The sequence below is a fragment of the Dyadobacter crusticola DSM 16708 genome, assembly GCF_000701505.1.
Lineage (GTDB): Bacteria > Bacteroidota > Bacteroidia > Cytophagales > Spirosomataceae > Dyadobacter > Dyadobacter crusticola.
In genome coordinates this window covers 233,534-251,427 of the sequence record NZ_JNJB01000007.1, presented here as the reverse complement: position 1 = coordinate 251,427, position 17,894 = coordinate 233,534, and the positions used below count along the sequence as shown (strand labels likewise).

The 17,894-nt window shown below is 48.5% G+C and carries 17 protein-coding genes; 9 read left to right on the top strand and 8 right to left on the bottom strand.

From position 1 onward, the window contains the following. Positions 1-158: 158 nt before the first annotated feature. The 3 genes from Q369_RS0111545 (at position 159) to Q369_RS0111535 (ending at position 3,537) form a co-directional block, all read left to right on the top strand. Positions 159-845, top strand: coding sequence for a hypothetical protein (locus Q369_RS0111545; RefSeq protein ID WP_229206811.1), 687 nt, complete (start codon positions 159-161; stop codon positions 843-845). Positions 846-1,105: 260 nt separating this feature from the next. Continuing rightward, complete coding sequence (locus tag Q369_RS0111540; protein WP_031527962.1) at positions 1,106-2,953, top strand: chloride channel protein; 1,848 nt, start codon at positions 1,106-1,108, stop codon at positions 2,951-2,953. Positions 2,954-3,102: 149 nt separating this feature from the next. Continuing rightward, on the top strand, positions 3,103-3,537 hold the full coding sequence (locus Q369_RS0111535; RefSeq protein WP_031527961.1) for a MarR family winged helix-turn-helix transcriptional regulator: 435 nt from the start codon (positions 3,103-3,105) through the stop codon (positions 3,535-3,537). Between the two features lie 47 nt (positions 3,538-3,584). Here the strand turns inward: Q369_RS0111535 and Q369_RS0111530 are convergent, their stop codons facing one another. The 7 genes from Q369_RS0111530 to Q369_RS0111500 form a co-directional block, all read right to left on the bottom strand. Continuing rightward, positions 3,585-4,415, bottom strand: coding sequence for a DUF4097 family beta strand repeat-containing protein (locus Q369_RS0111530; protein WP_031527960.1), 831 nt, complete (start codon positions 4,413-4,415; stop codon positions 3,585-3,587). A 6-nt stretch (positions 4,416-4,421) separates the two neighbouring features. Then, a complete protein-coding gene (locus Q369_RS0111525; RefSeq protein ID WP_031527959.1) occupies positions 4,422-5,285 on the bottom strand; it encodes a DUF4097 family beta strand repeat-containing protein in 864 nt (287 codons plus the stop codon). Positions 5,286-5,309: 24 nt separating this feature from the next. Next, positions 5,310-6,149 (bottom strand): HEAT repeat domain-containing protein, encoded by an 840-nt coding sequence (locus Q369_RS0111520; protein ID WP_031527958.1) that lies wholly within the window; start codon positions 6,147-6,149, stop codon positions 5,310-5,312. Then, entirely contained in the window at positions 6,136-6,660 is a 525-nt protein-coding gene (locus Q369_RS0111515) for an RNA polymerase sigma factor (protein WP_031527957.1), read from the bottom strand. The genes Q369_RS0111520 and Q369_RS0111515 overlap by 14 nt, the downstream gene beginning before the upstream one ends. A 175-nt stretch (positions 6,661-6,835) precedes the next feature. Further along, on the bottom strand, positions 6,836-7,318 hold the full coding sequence (locus tag Q369_RS0111510; protein ID WP_035333332.1) for a ferritin-like domain-containing protein: 483 nt from the start codon (positions 7,316-7,318) through the stop codon (positions 6,836-6,838). A gap of 66 nt (positions 7,319-7,384) precedes the next feature. Continuing rightward, entirely contained in the window at positions 7,385-7,696 is a 312-nt protein-coding gene (locus Q369_RS0111505) for a hypothetical protein (RefSeq protein ID WP_031527955.1), read from the bottom strand. Between the two features lie 2 nt (positions 7,697-7,698). Further along, positions 7,699-10,131 carry an ABC transporter permease gene (locus Q369_RS0111500; protein ID WP_031527954.1) on the bottom strand — a complete coding sequence of 811 codons (2,433 nt, stop codon included), beginning with the start codon at positions 10,129-10,131 and terminating at the stop codon, positions 7,699-7,701. A gap of 268 nt (positions 10,132-10,399) precedes the next feature. Here Q369_RS0111500 and Q369_RS0111495 point away from each other — a divergent pair, with 268 nt between their 5' ends. The 6 genes from Q369_RS0111495 to Q369_RS0111470 all read left to right on the top strand — a co-directional run bounded on the left by Q369_RS0111495 (position 10,400) and on the right by Q369_RS0111470 (position 14,590). Next, positions 10,400-10,582, top strand: coding sequence for a hypothetical protein (locus tag Q369_RS0111495; protein WP_031527953.1), 183 nt, complete (start codon positions 10,400-10,402; stop codon positions 10,580-10,582). After that, on the top strand, positions 10,579-11,007 hold the full coding sequence (locus Q369_RS0111490; RefSeq protein ID WP_031527952.1) for a hypothetical protein: 429 nt from the start codon (positions 10,579-10,581) through the stop codon (positions 11,005-11,007). The genes Q369_RS0111495 and Q369_RS0111490 overlap by 4 nt, the downstream gene beginning before the upstream one ends. 174 nt (positions 11,008-11,181) lie before the next feature. Further along, positions 11,182-12,567, top strand: coding sequence for a sensor histidine kinase (locus tag Q369_RS0111485; protein ID WP_031527951.1), 1,386 nt, complete (start codon positions 11,182-11,184; stop codon positions 12,565-12,567). A 21-nt stretch (positions 12,568-12,588) separates the two neighbouring features. Next, positions 12,589-12,963, top strand: coding sequence for a response regulator (locus Q369_RS0111480; protein WP_031527950.1), 375 nt, complete (start codon positions 12,589-12,591; stop codon positions 12,961-12,963). Further along, positions 12,960-14,006 carry an adenylate/guanylate cyclase domain-containing protein gene (locus Q369_RS0111475; RefSeq protein ID WP_031527949.1) on the top strand — a complete coding sequence of 349 codons (1,047 nt, stop codon included), beginning with the start codon at positions 12,960-12,962 and terminating at the stop codon, positions 14,004-14,006. Before Q369_RS0111480 ends, Q369_RS0111475 begins: the two co-directional genes overlap by 4 nt. Before the next feature lie 2 nt (positions 14,007-14,008). Then, positions 14,009-14,590, top strand: a complete 582-nt coding sequence (locus Q369_RS0111470; protein ID WP_031527948.1) for an HD domain-containing protein — start codon at positions 14,009-14,011, stop codon at positions 14,588-14,590. 7 nt (positions 14,591-14,597) lie between these two features. On the opposite strand, the gene Q369_RS28330 is transcribed toward Q369_RS0111470, so the two are convergent. Continuing rightward, positions 14,598-17,846 carry a cyclic nucleotide-binding domain-containing protein gene (locus Q369_RS28330; RefSeq protein WP_051664031.1) on the bottom strand — a complete coding sequence of 1,083 codons (3,249 nt, stop codon included), beginning with the start codon at positions 17,844-17,846 and terminating at the stop codon, positions 14,598-14,600. Positions 17,847-17,894: the final 48 nt, after the last annotated feature.

Genomic DNA, 17,894 nt, shown 5'->3' with positions numbered 1-17,894 from the left:
TGCAACGATTTGTTGTGCCTTCTCGTAATGTTTAAATGCAGGATTTCGTTAATCCAATGTAGTTAAATTGTGATCAAGCCAAACAAATGAGAAATATCAAAAATAGTTGGAGTATAGTATTGCTTGCCGCCCTTTTCGGATGTAGTTCTTCAAAAACAATGACCTATGAGTCAAAATGGAATGCGCCTTTTACGTATGTAGATGAAGTAAAACCCGATCAGCAGGATCAGAAATCGCGGTTGAGATATGGGATCATCAACGACGATCAGTTCGTTTACATTACCCTCAAAACCAAAGATCCTTCCACGATTCAGAACATACTGAGCAGCGGCTTGAAAATAGCGTTTAGTCCCCAGGGACAGAAAAAAGAAGCATATTCCCTGCTGTTCCCGGTGGTAATGAAAGAAGACCGGAAAGCATTGAAGCGGATCGATACGGATCTGCCCAACAGCCTCGGACTTGATCTGCTCCTGGATTCATACAACAAGGAAGCGGTCTGGAAAGACAGAAACGGGCAGCACTTCATCAACCTCGTAGTTCCGGACGGTAGTATCAAGTCGCACATTTCAATGGATAGAAATGGCGAGCTCACGGAGCAGATCGTTATTCCATTCAGCTTAATGGCTGTGAATGCGAAGGAAACTTCCATGCTGGGTGTCAATATCAAAGTAGAGGGTCAATCTTCCAATTCCGGTTTCAGTCCGCGGATCGGTATCGGTCTGGGTGGCGGCATTGGAATGGGGGGTGGAATGGGAGTAGGGATTGGAACAGGCAACTCTCGTTATAATAACAACGAAAGGAATGTAGATATCCGGCTTGAAGTGCAGCTGGCAAGAGCTAATTAGACCAGCCTTTATCGAGTGCAGAAGCCCGTTGGTTGCCCGACGGGTTTTTTATTTTTATCCCCGAATGCGAAATTGCGGCTGAGAGCTGTCGCAACAATTTACCGGCCCAGCATTCGGCTGTGGCATTTTAATACCGGCAAACCGGAAATATAGCGTGTTCGGGAACATATTTTGCTAGCATAAGAACACATGAATTTGCTTCGGTGAAAGCCACCTTCAAATTGTCCGCAGGTCCACGGGCGCAGACCTAACATCAGACAGTGAATAAAGTCAACATTAAGAAGTTCTATCATTTTTTAAAGTACAGGCGGGATTTTGCCCGGTACAGTCTCAGGAAAGCAAAGAGCTATGAAATCCTGCTGTTCTGGCTGAAAAGCGTGCTCAACCGTACACAGTTCCTGATCCTCTCGGGTGTTCTGGTCGGGGTTACTTGTGGTCTGGCGGGCGTTTTACTTAAAGAACTGGTGCATTACATCCATTATGTGATCACCTACAAGGTCCATTTCGAGCGGCAGGTGTTTTTCTACATACTGTTTCCGTTTCTGGGGATTGTGACCACTACGCTGGTGGTGATATTCCTTTTCAAAGGTCAGGACCGAAAGGGGATCGCCGCCATTCTTTACGAGATCGCACAAAATTCCAGTATTGTTTCCTCTGTCAAAATGTATTCGCAGATCGTGCAGAGCGCGATCACCGTCGGCCTTGGCGGCTCGGCCGGACTCGAAAGTCCGATCGCTGTGACGGGGGCGGCCATTGGTTCCAACTTTGCGCGTACTTACAAGCTCGACTACCGCGAGCGCACATTGCTGCTTGCTGCGGGAGCGACGGCCGGTATCGCGTCTGCATTCAATGCGCCTATCGCGGGGATGATGTTCGCATTTGAAATCCTGCTGACCGGCGTTGTTTTCTCTGATTTTATCCCACTGGTAGTAGCGGCTGTTTGCGGAAGTCTGGTGTCCAAGATCCTGTTGCAGGAAGAGGTGTTATTCCAATTCAAAACGAGGGTCCCATTCGATTACCACAACATTCCGTACTACCTGGTACTGGGTATTCTCTGCGGACTTTACTCGCGGTATTTTGTATTAATTGCCAAAACGATCGAGCAGTTTTTTCACAACCTGAAGTTGACCCGCATTCAAAAAGCGATGGTCGGCGGGGGCATTCTTTCGATACTTTGCGTGCTGTACCCGCCGCTGTTTGGAGAAGGCTATGATACCATCAAAGCAATTACGAACGGGCAGATGCAGGGCATTATGCAGAACAGTTTTTTCAGGTTCATCGGGTACCGCGACTGGGTGGTAATTGTATTCGTGGCGGTGATCTGTCTGCTCAAAGCATTCTCCGCTTCCATCACGATTTTCAGTGGCGGCAATGGAGGAAATTTTGCTCCGTCGCTCTTCGCGGGAGGCTCGCTCGGGTATGTGCTTGCGTTGCTCTGCATGCAGGCGGGCATCAGCGACGTGCCCGTCAATAACCTGGTGATCGTGGGTATGGCAGGCGTCATGAGCGGGGTACTTTATGCGCCGCTGACAGCGATATTCCTGATCGCAGAATCGACCTCCGGCTACGACCTTTTTATCCCTTTGATGATCGTTTCCGTGATCTCATTTTCGATGGCTAAATGGTTTTCATCTGTGTCGCCAGACCTGGCAAAATTCGCGCAGCAGGGCAAGATTTTTACCCGCGAACACGACCGGAATTTACTCTCTTTGCTCCACGTTCTCGACCTCATCGACAAGGATATTCAGGTGATCCATTGCGAGGCAAGCAGGGAAGAACTGGCCGATATGGTGCGTACCGGACACCGGAATATCATCGCCGTAACCGACTCCGAAAACAAGCTGGAAGGTATCATTTCACTAGACGACGTCCGCCCGCTTTTCTTCAATCCCGATGCCTATGATCTGCTCCAAGTGAAGCAGCTTATGAAGAAGCCCCAGGTCGTGATCAGCGACTTTGACAGTGTCGTCAGTGTGGTTAAAAAGTTCGACGAATCGGGCGCCTGGAACCTGCCTGTTGTGAAGATCAGCGGCGAGTTTGTGGGCTTTATTTCCAAATCTGCAATCCTTAACAGCTACCGTCAGCTGCTGCGTGCACATTCAGGCTAGAAGTGCCACGTGAAACATTTTCTTGAAAAATTAAAATTCTAAAACGTTGTTAAATAATCAGATACAAGTTTAATGTATTTGATATATATTTGAATATTCAAGTATATATCAAATACATTTCAAGTTGTATTCAAGCTCAAATCAAGTATATGACAGCTATTTCGCAATCTTTAAAGTTCTTTCTGAACCTCACAACTGTACAGTCCCTGATCTTCAAGAAGTTCGACTCAAAACTGAGTTCGCACGGGTTAAGTCTCAATGAATTTATGATCCTTTATCACCTCGGCGAAGCCCCGGATGAGAAGCTCCGGCGCACGGACCTGGCCGAGAAAATCGGTCTCACGGCGTCCGGAATTACGCGGATGTTATCTCCTCTGGAGAAGCTGGGAATGGTGCGCCGCGAAGCCAACAGCCGTGACGCCCGGGTGAGCTATGTGAAGCTGGCCAATGCAGGAAAGAAAGTGCTGACCGAGGCGGCCGTTTCTGCGGAGGCAATGTCGGAGCAGATACTGGCCAGTGTGAAAACAAAAAAGCTCGAAGAGCTGTCAAAAATGCTCGTCGAGCTGGGCGCTACGATTGAGTAATCGTACGGAAAAGAATTTCTTTTCCGTACGTCAAAATCTCGGCGGGGTTACTTGGCCTTTCTTACGTAAATATTCCCGTTCATATTCTTCATCATGATCTCGCTTCCGCCGCCATTTACCTGGCCTTTTACCCAGTCTTCAAGGGATACTTTGAACATACCTTCCTTCGAAGTGCGCGTCGCCTGCGGCTGGCTTTTGTCTACGTCCACGTCAAAGTCGCTGTAAATTTCTCCGCGGTCCGATTTCAGTTTTACATCGAATTTTGCGGTAGCCGGAAGTGTCACATCCACGTTTCCGTTCAGGGTCGAGAATGCCATCGGCGACTTCGCATCTACTGTTTTGAAAGTAGCTTTCAGCGTCCCGTTAATCGTGTTGGCAACTGCGGAACCCGACACGCTGGAAAGCGTAATATCACCGTTCACATTTGCGATCTCCAACTCACCGTCGACGTTCTCTACGATGATATCTCCATCGTTCACGGTCGTAGCTTTTACCGTAAATTTTTGAGGTACCTTGATGTGCAGGTTCATCGCCTTGTTCACAAACCTGGAACTTACCTTGATCGAATTTTGCTCCTCCGTGGCAGTTAACTCCAGTCCGCTGGAAGGAACAATCCGGCGCATTCCGGCTGCATTCTCGTCCTTGGGCCTGTCGTTTTGTTCGGCTGCTTTTCCGGTTGCTTCAATCACCACTTCCTTGCCCGCGTAACCGCTGATGCGAATGCTTCCGTTCAGGAGATTTACTTTCAAGCTTCCCGGCTTAGCCGGATCTGAAAGGGGGACCGTGAGGGTTTCTTTCGCCTGGCCAAGCGCAGCCGAGCTGCCGGAGATAGTCAGTGAAATGCTTAGTGCGAGGGCTATAAATCGGTTGGTTTTCATTGTTGCTTACGATTGCTTTTTGAGATAAATATTTCCATTGAATGTTTCAAACTTATAAGTCGGGCCACCCTGACCGACGCGGATATACGTTTCGGTATTCAGTTTGTACACCGTCTTGTTCCTATCGTTTACCTGATTCTTCATCACCCGGGCCGGTAGCTGTTCCGCGTTCGGGAAATCTGTGAAGAATTCACCATTGAAGCTTTTGAACTGGCAGTCGGCCGAAAGAGCCGCGGGGTAGGTAACCCTGATATCTCCGTTCAAAGTCTTGAAATCGGACTGACCGGCGGGCAGCGTCAGGAAATTGGCTTCCACATTTCCGTTTACAGTTTGCATTCGGGCGGTACCTTTTGCATTGGCCACGCGGATCGCACCGTTCACGTTGTTAATACTGAGCCGGCCCGTTACATTATCTACGGTCACGTCGCCGCCATTTACAGTTGAAATATGCAGGCTCATCGAGTAGGGGACTTTCACCGTAAAATCCAGCGCGAAGTTGTACTCGATCTTGGGCCCGTCCCAGTTCCTGCGTCCCCGGTTTGGGCGCGAGTCGAAGGGTTCAGCGATGTAGACAATAATACTATCGGCTTTTTGGTCATAGCTTAGCTTGAATTCGCTCTTGCCTTGTTCAAGTACCTCACTGGTTTTCGCAGTAATTTTTTCATCCACTTCCAGAATCACTTTGTCGCCGGCATATCCTTCCACTTTGATAAACCCATTGATGTTGTAAATGGCGAGCGTGCTGTTACCTGCGGCTTGCGTTACCGGGAACTCTTTCCGGATGTGTTCCTTGAATTCGAGCTTTTGCGCCGGGGCCTGGGTACAGCAAAGTACCGCTCCCGCCAGCAGGGGGATTGCAAAAAGTTTCATGGCTAGTAAATGGATTATGGATATTTAAGATAAATCCCTGATCGACTGTTCGATCTTGTTTTTGACCAGATTGTCCAGTCCTTCTTTCTGCAGCAATGATTTCAATGCTTTGATCGATCGTTTTTCCTGCAGCTTCACCATCACGTCAGCCAATGCAGCCTGTACCATCGGCGATTCCTGCTTCGAGAGTGATTTGACGAGCCCGCTGCGAACAAGCGGATTGTCGGCATACTGTGTCAGCGCTTCCAGTGTCACAAGCCTCACATTCACATTATCATCGTTGTTAAGTGTGGTAAAAAGTGCATCGATCACGCGCTCGTCGGCATTCGCAATGTCGCTGGTATAACTTACCGCCCGCAGCCGCTCTGTCGCAGAAGGATTTTCGATCAGGGAAAGCATCATCGTGCTTTTCATGTCCTGTACTTGGGCTGCCAGGGTTTCTATTTGCTGCTGGTAAGCCGCAGCCTGGTTGTTCCGCTGATTTACTTTGTACCCGATTGCTGCCCCTAATGCCACCAAAAGCAGGCTAAAACCGAGCTGAATAGTCCATTGCGGCACTACCATTACCTTGATCCTCTGCAAAAGCTCCTGCCACGAAAATCCGGGTGCTTTTTGCTCGGCGTCTTTGAACTCGTCGAGCATATTATAAAAGTTCACACGCATGGCCGCGCTGGGCTCCGGGACGGACATTTTGCCCATACTTTCCCAAAGCCGTTTATCTGCCGCAAATTCTTCCTGGCATTCCAGGCACTCTGCCAAATGCCTGTTTATGTCGATCTGTCCCGCTTTGCTGAGTCGGTTGTGCAGCCAGTCGGCCAGGTGTTCTCTGGTTTGTTCGCAGCGTATTTGTTTATCTTCTTTCATTGCTAAAAAACTTTTTCTTTAATTCCCCCAAAGCACGGTGAACGCGCACTTTCACAGTTCCCTCATTAATGTTCAGCACTTTGGCTATCTCTTCGTATTTCAGCTCCTGGAAGCGGCTCATGATCAGGATTTCGCGGTGCTCTGTGCTGAGCCCGGCCATAGCCTGATGCAGAAATTCACTGTCCTGCTGTTTCTCAAAATGCTCGTCGGCTGTCATTCCCCCGTCCAGCAGATCTGCCATTTCACTCACATCGACAGCGTTCCGGCCTTTGTTCTGGCGAACTGAATCGTTCAGCACATTCCTGGCCAGGTGGTACATCCATGACCTGAACTCACCCTCACCGGTGAAAGTATGCTTGTATTTGAGCATCCGGTAAAACACATTCTGTACCAGGTCTTCACTCCGGTCGGGCTTGTGGGTCATGTGGTAGAAAAACGCGAAAAGAGGCCGGTTGTACCGCTCAAAGAGCAAGCCCATCTTATCCAGATCGCCGGCTTTTACCCTTAGCATCAATGAATTGTCTGTGAGCGTGTTCAAGCGGCTGCCTCTTTTTGTGGTGATTCTGACGTGGAAACTGTGCGAAGCAGAAAAGGTTACAGGAAATTGAAAGTTTTTTGTAAAAAGTTTTGCGGTGAAGAGATTTAACCGTCAGGCAATGAAAAAGCCGGCTGTTAACCGGCTTCTACTAGGTGGTAAGAGGATATTGCGGCAAGTCTCTCTGCCGGTCCCGCTCTTTTTTAAGCGTATCATGCGCATTGTGGATCGCCGACTGCTGCCTGAGAAGCACTTCTTTGATTTCATCCGGATAGGCGACGGAATCCACAGCTGCATCATAAGCCTTCTTGGCAGCATCTTCGCCACCCTCGGCATTTTCCAGCACTGCTCTTCTGTTATCCCAGCTGAAAAGCGACCGGATATCCATCCAGACGCGGTACAGCTTGCCCGAAGTCATAGTACCGGTTTCGGGCTCGCCGCCGAGATTTCTAACAAAATTGGTCAGGTCTGCCACGTTGGCCCGGCTTTGGTCTGCCAGGTTATTGAACATAGCCCGCAAGTCTGTTTCTATCTCCTTGGTCTCGCTGTAAGCCTTTTCATATCCCGCGATCCGGTCATTATTGATTACGATCAGGTCGTTGAGAGCCTCGATAATCTCTTCATTTTGCGCCATCGCTGTTGTTGATTTAGTGATGGCGATTTTATTTAAATAATTATTCCAATTGCATTTCGATGCTGCTCAGCTTCTGAAAAGTGTGATACTATCTTCATCGATCTCAAACCTTCCTCCCTTTGCCTGCTGTACAAGCGCACGGGCAGCTACGAAGTCGATGATTTCCTGCCTGCGCGAAAGCGGTGTGTTTGTACGAACCTCCCAATACTGCGCGACAGGAATGTAAATAATGGCGACGGCATCTCCGCCCGCCATCTCCCATTCGAACGCAATTTTCAGGTTCTCTTCCAGATAGTAAACATACCCGCCCCGTCCCTCACTGCTGTAAGTAAGGGTGGGGAACTGGTCAGGTTGGGAAGTTGCAGGTTGTTGTTCCAAGGTTATTCAGATTTTAACGATTGTACGGGGTTCATCAGCGCCGCTTTTACAGACTGGAAGGAAACTGTGGCCAATGCGATCACCACGGAAAGTACCCCGGCCAGTGCAAACATCCACCACGAAATATCGGCCCGGTAGGCGAAATCCTGCAACCATTTGTCCATGAGCCACCACGCGAGCGGACCAGCCAGCAGCAGCGCAATACCTACCAGTTTCAGGAAATCTTTGGAAAGCAGCGCCACAATGCCGGGTACCGATGCGCCAAGCACCTTGCGAACGCCAATTTCCTTCGTCCGCTGCTCAGCTGTGAAGGTAGCTAGTCCGAACAGGCCCAGACAGGCAACAAAAATGGTTAAGCCGGCAAACAGACCAAGTATCTGCCCCGTTTTTTGCTCAGCTTTATAGGTTTCGTTAAAACGGTCGTCAAGGAAAGAATAGTTGAAAGGAAGGTCAGGTTTGAATGCATTCCATTTCTTTTCAAGCGACGAGATCAATGCAGGTATATCGTTGGTTTTGATCTTCGCGATCGTAGTGCCCGAGCCTTTGCCCAAAACCATGACCAATGGCGTGATCGGCTCGTGGAAGGAGCGGAAATGGAAATCTTCTACTACACCGATCACCACATAGGTGGAGCGTTTCCCATCGTTGTTGCTGTTGCTGATCGTGTGGTTCAATGCACCTTCTTTCCAGCCCAGCATGCGGGCAGCGGTTTGATTGATGATAATGGCGGATGAATCTGTTCCGAATTGGCGGGAAAAATTGCGCCCTTCCAGGATACGCATTCCCAATGTCGGGATGTAATCGTAGTCAATATCATAGCGGAGCGTTTTGACCAGCTCAGTTGATCTCGCTTCCGGGTATATCGAATAATTGTTGTTGTACGAAGGCCCGGCTGGTAAGTAGCCTGAGGAGCTTACCTGCGCAATGCGGCTGTCGGCCAGCATTTCTTCTTTAAAAGCCTCCTGATTTTTACCCAATGCCCAGGTATCCGGCAGCACCAGCACCTGGCTTTTATCGTAACCCAGCTTTTTATTCTGGATAAATCTGAGCTGATTGTAAACAACCATCGTGCCGATGATCAGCACGATGGAAACGCAGAACTGGAACACTACCAGCCCGCTGCGCATTCCAAAGCCAGCCGAACTTCTGGACAAGCCAGAGGCAATATTTCCCTTTAAAACGGCAATGGGTTTGAAAGAAGACAGGAAAAAGGCTGGATAACTTCCCGCAAACAGCCCGACGAACAGTCCGAACAAGACGGAGTACAGGCACAATGCCGGAATTGTTTTTACGTCGATCGTCAGGTTTTTATCTGCAAGCTGGTTGAAGAGCGGCAATGCAAGTATCCCGATCAGCAAGGCAATCACCATTGCGAGGAAAGTTACCAAAGTCGACTCCGTGAGAAATTGCCAGATCAGCTCTCGTTTTTCAGATCCCATTACTTTTCTTACCCCAATTTCCTTGGCGCGCTTCGATGAGCTTGCGGTCGAGAGGTTCATGAAATTGATGCACGCGATAATCAGCATGATCGCCGCTACGGCACCAAATATGTATACATACCGCATATCCCCGTTATCGCCCAGGTCGTACTGAAAGTCTGAATGCAAATGAATGTCTGTGAGCCGCTGCAATTTGAGTCCGATCAGATTTCCTTTTTTCTCAAACTCGTCGAAGCGCATTCCGAATGCATTTTCAACCTGCGGTCCCATGTATTTGCGGACGGTCGCGGGCAGCTTGGCTTCGAGCTTTTTGTAGTCATAATCTTCCGGGAGAACGAGGTAAGTATAAAATTCGGACTGCATCCACGAAGTAGACTTCGCCTCGCCTGAGTTGATCAGGGAAGCAAAAATGTCAAACCGGAAATGGGAGTTTCTTGGAATATCTTTAAAAACGCCCGCGATCCTGGCTTGCTCGCGCGCTCCTTTGAATGTGAGCAGCTGTCCGACCGGATTTTTATTCCCGTAAAATTTCTTTGCAAGCGACTCGCTGATCACGATCGCATTCGGGTCGGTTAATGCAGTGCTGGCGTTTCCATTTACAAAAGGCAGCGTAAATACCTGGAAGAAGTTCGGGTCGACAAATGCCATTTTATTATCCGTAAAAAGCTTTGCGTCCATTGAAATGATCGGGTTGCCGCCTTGTCGCAGACGAGTTGCTTCCATCACTTCGGGGTAGTCCGCTTTTAATGCGGCTGCGGTCGGGGGCATTACGTGGGCCTCATTGAACTTGCCGCCTTGCATGGTCCCTTTGAAGACAACCCGGACAATGCGGTCGGCTTTTTCGTGAAACCGGTCATAGCTCAGCTCGTCGATCACGTACAGGCTGATCAGCATGCAGGAAGCCAGGCCGATAGCCAGCCCTGCAATATTAATGGCAGAGAATGCGCGGTTTCGCATCAGGTTCCGCCAGGCGATCTTGAAGTAGTTCCGGATCATAGGTTAAATCGTTGAAGTCGGGGAAAATATTCTTATGGCTAATAGATAGTACAGTGCATTGCATAGTTCTATGTATAAACATCATACCAGAAATGCAGTATATTGTAAGGCAATGATTTACGTTTGTCAGTAGTGTTAAACACGTTCAAATTCGGACAGAGTTCGTACGGAAATAGGGTTTGACATCAAGTTGTAAAGTAGCTACACACAGTTGTTTGTGAATTTACTTTACATTATTTAAGTTTAGAAAAATAACACACACTGATCTATGACAAAGAAGTCCCGCAAAGAGGACCTGATTTCCAAGATTACTGCGCGTCCTACCGAATTGGAAATTGAATTATTGCTGCCGCCTGATAACGATACGGACAAAGATTTCGAAGCTATTGTGCGGGAAGCTATAAAGCTAAGGGAGACGCTGAGTTTTTTAATGGATTTTGATGAGCTATGAGAGAGGAATTCCAAATTTACATCGACGAGTATACAGCCCGTATGAAAGCGGCTAACAAAGAAGATATTCCATTAATCCGCAAAGAATTTGCCGACTGGTACTACGCACTGTCGGAGAGTGAACGTGACGAGATCAGACCATTTTGGAAGACGATCAAGGATCGGGCAAGGCAAACCATAGCTGAAATCAAAGATGCGCTTGCCGAATTGCAGCAGTTGCAGGACGTACGCCTTGTTGTGGAAGGGGCCGAGTATGATTTGCACGAATGGATTACCATTTCTGAGTACTCGCGAATTCATAACCTGAAAGTAAGCCGGGTACAAAATTGGATTTCACGGGGTGTTGTACCTAGGAATAAGGTACTGGCAATTCCACAGCTCAACAATGTAAAATTGATCAAGAACGAGATTTACTCAAAAGTCTAACCGCACCTGCCGTGAATACAAGGATGGTATCGGTAGCGATGTCAATGCGCCGGTCGCCCGGCAACAGGTTTCATTATGGCTGGGGAGCTGCTGAATCGGTTATTTGAAGGAAAATATTTACTTTGCTTACACAATCCTTTTTATTCAAAAGAAGAAACAGCAACCCTGCCTTGCATGGATTATTTTTTAGTTTCCTTTTTCCTGATCCAGTACATCCGAACTTCTTTACAAACAGCTGTTAACTATCCTGAATGGGAAAAAAGGCTGGTTGCGGCGCGGTATTTCAGTATTGCCTGGATAGTAGCCTTCTACGTGGCCGATGAAGCACTCTGGGCCAACTGGGTATGGGATATATTCCTGGTCGGATTAATCCTGATGATCTATCGCAATGAGATCTTCTATTCGCTCCGGTCTACCGCGCAGACCATCGTGCCTTTCGTCGGGGTTTCCATTATCCGGGACTTTGTTAAAGGCGTTTTTCCAAAGTTTTATGAAAATAATGATACCATTTTCCAGGTAGCGGTCACATTCACCTTTGTACTCTGCTTTTTCGTCTGGTTTTATGCCAGGAAGCAAATGAAGGTGCTCCAGAAGGAGCGGGAGGACAGGCTAAGAGAAGAGCAGGCGAGCCGCGCTCAGAAGGAATCGCTGGAATACCTCGTCAATGAGCGTACCCAGGAACTTACATTGCAAAAAGAAGAGCTGCAAAAGACCATCGAGGAACTGAAATCCACCCAAAACCAACTGATACAAAGTGAGAAAATGGCTTCGCTCGGTGAGCTGACCGCAGGTATTGCACACGAAATCCAGAACCCGCTCAACTTCGTAAACAACTTCTCGGAGGTCTCCGCGGAACTTTGTACCGAGTTGGAAGAAGAAATCGAGCGGTCGGAGCTGCCGGATAATGACAAAGATTATATCAAGCAGATCATCGCCGACCTGAGCCAGAACCAGCAGAAGATTACCCACCACGGAAAACGCGCTGATTCCATTGTGAAGGGAATGCTGCAGCATTCACGACTTTCCTCGGGAGAAAAAGAGCCCGTCGAGATCAATGCACTTGCAGACGAATATATGCGCCTCGCTTATCACGGTCTGCGCGCCAAGGATAAGGAATTCAATGCTGCGCTCGTCACCGATTTTGATGATACAATAGGTAAGGTGAATGTGCTTCCGCAGGATTTGGGCAGGGTTTTTCTTAACCTTTTTACCAATGCTTTTTACGCGGTGGCGGAGAAAAAGCGCAAACTGGCGGCAGAAGGTTTGGGTAGCGACTATAAGCCCGAGGTGAAGATCAGTACCAAGAAATTTGCCAATAAATTGTATATCCGCGTCACCGACAATGGTACCGGCATGCCCGAGCACGTAAAAGCGAAAATATTTCAGCCGTTTTTTACCACTAAACCGACGGGCCAGGGAACCGGACTGGGGCTTTCGATGAGCTACGATATCATCACCAATGGACACGGCGGCGTACTGGACGTAGACTCAGTGCCCGGCGAAAGAACTGAATTCAAGATCACAATACCTGTCAGCGCGCCTGCGAGCCAGTCTGTCTGACATATTTCGAAAAGCACTTTCATGAAAATACTTGTTGTAGACGACGAAGAAGATGTGAAATCCCTGTTTGAACAGAAGTTCAGAAAGGAAATAAGAAGCGGTCAGTTCCAGTTTTCCTTTTCTTTTTCAGGAGAAGAGGCGCTGACGTACCTGGCAGCGCATCCTTCCGAAGTGGTGATGATCCTGTCCGACATCAATATGCCGGGAATGAGCGGGATCGAACTTTTGAAAACGATCCGGAAAGACCACCCGTCTGCGCCTCCGCAGGTAATGATGATCACCGCATACGGCGACAGCGCCAATCACGATCAGGCTATGCAGCTCGGAGCCGATGATTTCCTGACCAAACCGGTCAATTTTGTTGAATTGAAAGAGAAACTGCTAAGTATACTATGAAAGCCAGGATATTGGTTGTGGACGATGAGGCTGATTTGCAGCTGCTGATCAAGCAAAAGTTCAGGAGGCAGATCCGTGAGCAGGAATACGAATTTCTTTTCGCCGAAAATGGCGTGAAGGCATTGGAAGTAATTGCCGAGCACCCGGATATCGACATGGTTTTGAGCGATATTAATATGCCCGAAATGGACGGGCTGACCCTGCTTGTCCGCATTGGAGAAGTGAGTCCGCTACTGAAAGCGGTGATCGTGTCGGCTTACGGGGATATGGACAATATTCGCACTGCCATGAACCGCGGCGCATTCGATTTCCTGACCAAACCCATTGATTTCAAAGACCTGGAAGTGACGATGGAGAAAACACTCCAGTACGTCGCCCAGCTTAAAGATACCTTGAAAGCAGTACGTGAGAATGACATTTTGAGGATGTACGTCGATTCTTCCGTGCTGCAATTCATGACGCAGGATACTTTTGAAAAGTCGCTGATGACAAGCGAGAATATTGAAGGTACCGTTGTGTTTATGGACCTTTGCGGATTTACATCCATTTCCGAAAAGGAGCCGGCCGACCGTGTGGTGACGATGATCAACAAGTATTTTGATGTCATGGTCAAGGAAATTATCGCACAGGGAGGGTTGGTTGATAAGTTTATGGGCGACGCGGTTATGGCCGTTTTCCGGGGTGATTACCACCTCGACAGAGCTGTGGAATCTTCGCTTGCAGTACGCAATCACATTGATAAGTTCAGGGAAGACCTGTCTGACAATTCTGCCTACTGTCCGAAGGTTTCGATCGGGATCAATTCCGGCGAAATGGTCTCCGGTAACATCGGCTCAGCTGCATTGCGGAGGCTGGATTATACGGTGATCGGCGACGTGGTGAATGTAGCCCAGCGGCTGCAGTCCGTTGCAAAGCCCGGCCAGGTAGTAGTGCCTGAATCTGCATACCAGCGCATTAAAGAGGCTTTTCAATGCAACCTGGTGGGTCAGGTGAATTTGAAGAATAAGGAGAACCCGCTGATGATTTACGAAGTCTTGGAATAATTATGAATATTGAGGCCGCCAGAGCGTACATTTTTGAAGAGCTGCGTACCCGATTGGACAGCAACCTTTTTTACCACGGTTTACATCATACCAGAGATGTAGTTTCCGCCGCTATGGAGCTGGCTGCATTGGAGGGGATCGTTGATAAAGAAGCGCTTGAACTGCTGGAAACAGCTGCTTTGTACCACGATTCGGGATTTATGAATGTGTACAAAGGTCACGAGGAGGAAGGGTGCCGCATTGTCAGGGAAATCCTGCCGGACTACGACTATTCTGATGCCCAGGCAGAGACCATCTGCGGAATGATCATGGCAACCAAAATCCCTCAAATGCCGCAGAATAAGCTGGAAATGATCCTGGCAGACGCAGACCTGGATTATCTCGGCAGGCAGGATTTTGAAACCATTTCTGCGACACTCTATGACGAATTGAAAGCGCGCGAGCTGGTATCAGATCCGACGCAATGGAATCAAACGCAGGTAACTTTTCTGGAAACGCATTTTTACTGGACCAAATCACAGCAGGAACGTCGCAACCCCACAAAAGCAATGCATTTGGCAAAGCTTAAAAACGCCGCGCATTGAGTTTGGCTCAGCCCTGCATCCGCATTTTCTCGTTCTGAACGCGAATGCGCTGGCAGAGAATCCGAAGCACGTTTTTCAATATTTCATCCCGCTCCTCCATTAGTTCAAAGAAATCTTCCTGGTCAATGCGGAAGACGAGCACGTCTGTTTCTGCTACCGTGGAGGCTGACCTTGGTTCTGTATCCAGCAATGCAAGCTCGCCGAAGATCTCTCCCTTATCGAACAATGCGAGTTGTTTTGTCCCGTCATAAATCCCTACTGAACCAGTATAAATAATGTACATGGAATCGCCAAGGTCGCCTTTGGCGAAGATCTGCTGACCTTCACTGTAAGTCACTTCTTTCATGATCGGCGCGATCGAGCTCAGTACGTTTTCAGGAGTCTGAGAGAAAAGCTGCGTGTTCTTCAAAACAATCACGCGCTCCATTTCGGAAATGGTCTGTGCGGTTTCTGTATGTTGCATAGGAATGTTAAGGCTGAATCTGAGTTCGGGGTTCAATGCAAGTGTCTTGTATTTCTCCGCAGCTGCTTCCCTGATAAGACGCACCGGGTGATGGATCAGATTTTTGAGGTGCGGAAGTTCGTCAGCCGCGGGGTTGAATTTTTTAATCGCCACAGCGACTGTCCACGTCGTGAATGAGCGGTCGTGGTGCGTGAGGATGTAGGGTAACAATGCCAGACCGCTATCCTGGTTACCGACGTATTGCCGGAGCGCCTCACGCTTTTTCTGAACAGGGATATTTTCAAACAATGCATGCAATGCGGGATAGAGTGTCCGCGGCAAAAGGCTCTCGATCATTTCCAGTGAATTCGCGCGTTTTTCCTTGCTCGCGTGACGGATCCCGCGCCACGCATTGGACACCGCATCTTTATCATACTGCATCATGAAAAGGTAGAAAAGACGCTGCCCGGTCAGTTCGAGCTCGTATTCGAGCGTGTCGTTCCAGGTCTGATCAGCTGGATGGTCTTCCATTTCTGACAGTAGCTGAGACGCGTGAACCAGTTCTTTTTCGACAAACTCCGATATAATGGCTTTGTAGTCAGCCACAAGCAGGTAGTTTGTCAAGGCCTTCAATGCATCCAGCAATGTAAATGTATCAATCTTATTAATTCCCCTTAAATGTTTATCACTAATAGAATGGTTATTTAGGTATACACTTTTAATTAGGTCGAAAAGTATTTGAAGTATAAATTCGTGTTTCTGTTTCTCTGCTACTTTAATGAAAAGACGAATGCGATCGCCGGACTGGTCGTTTCGGAGCCACTCTTCTACAATCCGGATACCAGCGTCGCCTGATTTGATCAATGCAATCACCGTGTATCTCGACAGCGTGCCGCTCAAAAGCGGCTTCAACTCACGCAGCAGCTGCGTCGAGCCGGAGCCTGCTGCCACTTCCAATGCAGTATTCCTGACCTTTTCAGTACCATTCTGGGTGCAGTTTTTAAGCTGGTCTTCATAGGAATGGATGCCAATGGTTTTGATGCATTCCAACGCAGTCAGCTGCTGATCTTCCTGCGTGGAGGCGAATAGCTTGCGAATGGTACCATGCACGAGCGGCAGCGATTTGCCGGCTTCCCAGCTCCCTACCACAGATCCTCTGACAATATCCAGGTCGGGATGTGCGAGGAACCGGGCCAGCTGCTCGTCCGACAGCCGGGATGCCGCACAGGCAATGCGCACCGCGAGCGTCTGGCAGGCTGTGTCGGGTTCTGCTTCGATATACCTTAAAAATGACTCTGATAACTCAGGCTTTTCCATTGACGAGAGCGTCTGAAGTGTTTTCAGGCGGACTTGTACATGTGGATTCTGAATAAGTAGGTCAACATTCTTGCGAAAAAGTGAGGTCTTATTTTTGGCCAGCCACTCAATCGCATTCAGCACTTCTTCCTTCCGCTCACTTTTCAGGTTTTCGGTGATAATAGGCAGTGCCTCAGCCGGTGACGCCATTTCACCGCTTTTAATAAACCTTTTGCCGATTGCAGATTTCAGTTCCTGGGTATAATGGCCGTAAGCTTTCCGGAAAATTACAAGGGCTGCAATGGCGAAAAGCAGCGAAAGATCGAAGGTAAGGCTGATGTTGCTCAGGTTTCGCGAATACACGATCCAGAGCAATGCGCCGGCGATCAGCATTCCCATTGGTTCAAAAAGTCCCTTCGCCAGCGTGTGGCCTTTTAGCCGGGTTTTGGTGGAAAGCGGCTGGAACAATACGAGGAATACCGGATCAAAAATCGTTCTTCTTACCAGTTCAAAAAGCAGGTATGCTGCGCAGTAGTAGAAGAGGAGCGAGGGCTCGTCTTTTCTGAAATAAGAGGAAATCAGCAGGCCCAATGAGATGAAAATCGTAGTCAGCGGCAGGAGATACAAGGTAAGCTTTACGCCGAAACGCTCTACCGTTTTGCCCGAAAACAGCAACTTTACGATCGTTGAAATCCCGTAAGTAGCGGCAAGCAGCGTACCTACGAACGTGATCACATCGTGCTGGCTGTGGAATTTGTACTTTACATTCACAAAAAAGTGGTACTCGATCCACGTCGCAGTTGCGGCAATGGCGACCATTCCGAGACAAAGTGAGGTAAGCAGCTTGTTGCCGCCGAAGTACTTTTGAATGATCTTCGAGTCGGATGCCGAAACCTGGCGCGGTCTTGCGTGGTGCGGATTGGGAATTGCGGTGTATCTGAATGTGAGTATCTGCGTGTAAAACGCCAGTGCGAAGAAGATCAGCGAGATCACCAGCAGGATCATCAGCACGGAAGGGGAGTGGATCAGTACAGCCAGCACCGCGCCCAGCGCTTTGGCCGGCATATCCCCCGATCCGATCACGCTAAACAGCCTTTTACTTTGACGTACATCAAAAACCAATGCAGATAATCCCCAGAATTCCAGATTAATAAGTAGATATATGATCCGGTAACCCACCATGACAGAAATCGCCGTCGCAATGCCGTGACCAAACCAGAGCAGCACCATGACAACTGCCACCATGAACAGCGACGAGAACATCGTTCCCAGGCTCAACCTTTTCAGGATCAGGTGGTGCTCGAAGTACTCGTAGATTTTCCCCGCCGTCATCACCGCCAGCGCGGCAGCAATGTATGCGATCGGTAAAGAGTATTCAGGATGATTTTCGAGCAAAAGCACGTTGGCGGAAACATAAACCAGCGTGGTACCTACATTGATAAAGAAATTATGGAAAAAAAAGAGGATTGTCTGCGGATTGAAGGAAGTAGTATATCTGTTCTTTAAAAAAGAGATCATAAGTCGGAAAGCTGATTCGCTTACGTAAAGTAAACACTATTATTTCTA

Excerpts from the sequence above, each read along its gene's own strand:
- Q369_RS0111545 (WP_229206811.1), top strand. The coding sequence starts at position 159 with ATGACCTATGAGTCAAAATGGAATGCGCCTTTTACGTATGTAGATGAA.
- Q369_RS0111535 (WP_031527961.1), top strand. The coding sequence starts at position 3,103 with ATGACAGCTATTTCGCAATCTTTAAAGTTCTTTCTGAACCTCACAACT.
- Q369_RS0111530 (WP_031527960.1), bottom strand. The coding sequence starts at position 4,415 with ATGAAAACCAACCGATTTATAGCCCTCGCACTAAGCATTTCACTGACT.
- Q369_RS0111525 (WP_031527959.1), bottom strand. The coding sequence starts at position 5,285 with ATGAAACTTTTTGCAATCCCCCTGCTGGCGGGAGCGGTACTTTGCTGT.
- Q369_RS0111520 (WP_031527958.1), bottom strand. The coding sequence starts at position 6,149 with ATGAAAGAAGATAAACAAATACGCTGCGAACAAACCAGAGAACACCTG.
- Q369_RS0111515 (WP_031527957.1), bottom strand. The coding sequence starts at position 6,660 with ATGCTAAGGGTAAAAGCCGGCGATCTGGATAAGATGGGCTTGCTCTTT.
- Q369_RS0111510 (WP_035333332.1), bottom strand. The coding sequence starts at position 7,318 with ATGGCGCAAAATGAAGAGATTATCGAGGCTCTCAACGACCTGATCGTA.
- Q369_RS0111500 (WP_031527954.1), bottom strand. The coding sequence starts at position 10,131 with ATGATCCGGAACTACTTCAAGATCGCCTGGCGGAACCTGATGCGAAAC.
- Q369_RS0111495 (WP_031527953.1), top strand. The coding sequence starts at position 10,400 with ATGACAAAGAAGTCCCGCAAAGAGGACCTGATTTCCAAGATTACTGCG.
- Q369_RS0111490 (WP_031527952.1), top strand. The coding sequence starts at position 10,579 with ATGAGAGAGGAATTCCAAATTTACATCGACGAGTATACAGCCCGTATG.
- Q369_RS0111485 (WP_031527951.1), top strand. The coding sequence starts at position 11,182 with ATGGATTATTTTTTAGTTTCCTTTTTCCTGATCCAGTACATCCGAACT.
- Q369_RS0111480 (WP_031527950.1), top strand. The coding sequence starts at position 12,589 with ATGAAAATACTTGTTGTAGACGACGAAGAAGATGTGAAATCCCTGTTT.
- Q369_RS0111475 (WP_031527949.1), top strand. The coding sequence starts at position 12,960 with ATGAAAGCCAGGATATTGGTTGTGGACGATGAGGCTGATTTGCAGCTG.
- Q369_RS0111470 (WP_031527948.1), top strand. The coding sequence starts at position 14,009 with ATGAATATTGAGGCCGCCAGAGCGTACATTTTTGAAGAGCTGCGTACC.
- Q369_RS28330 (WP_051664031.1), bottom strand. The coding sequence starts at position 17,846 with ATGATCTCTTTTTTAAAGAACAGATATACTACTTCCTTCAATCCGCAG.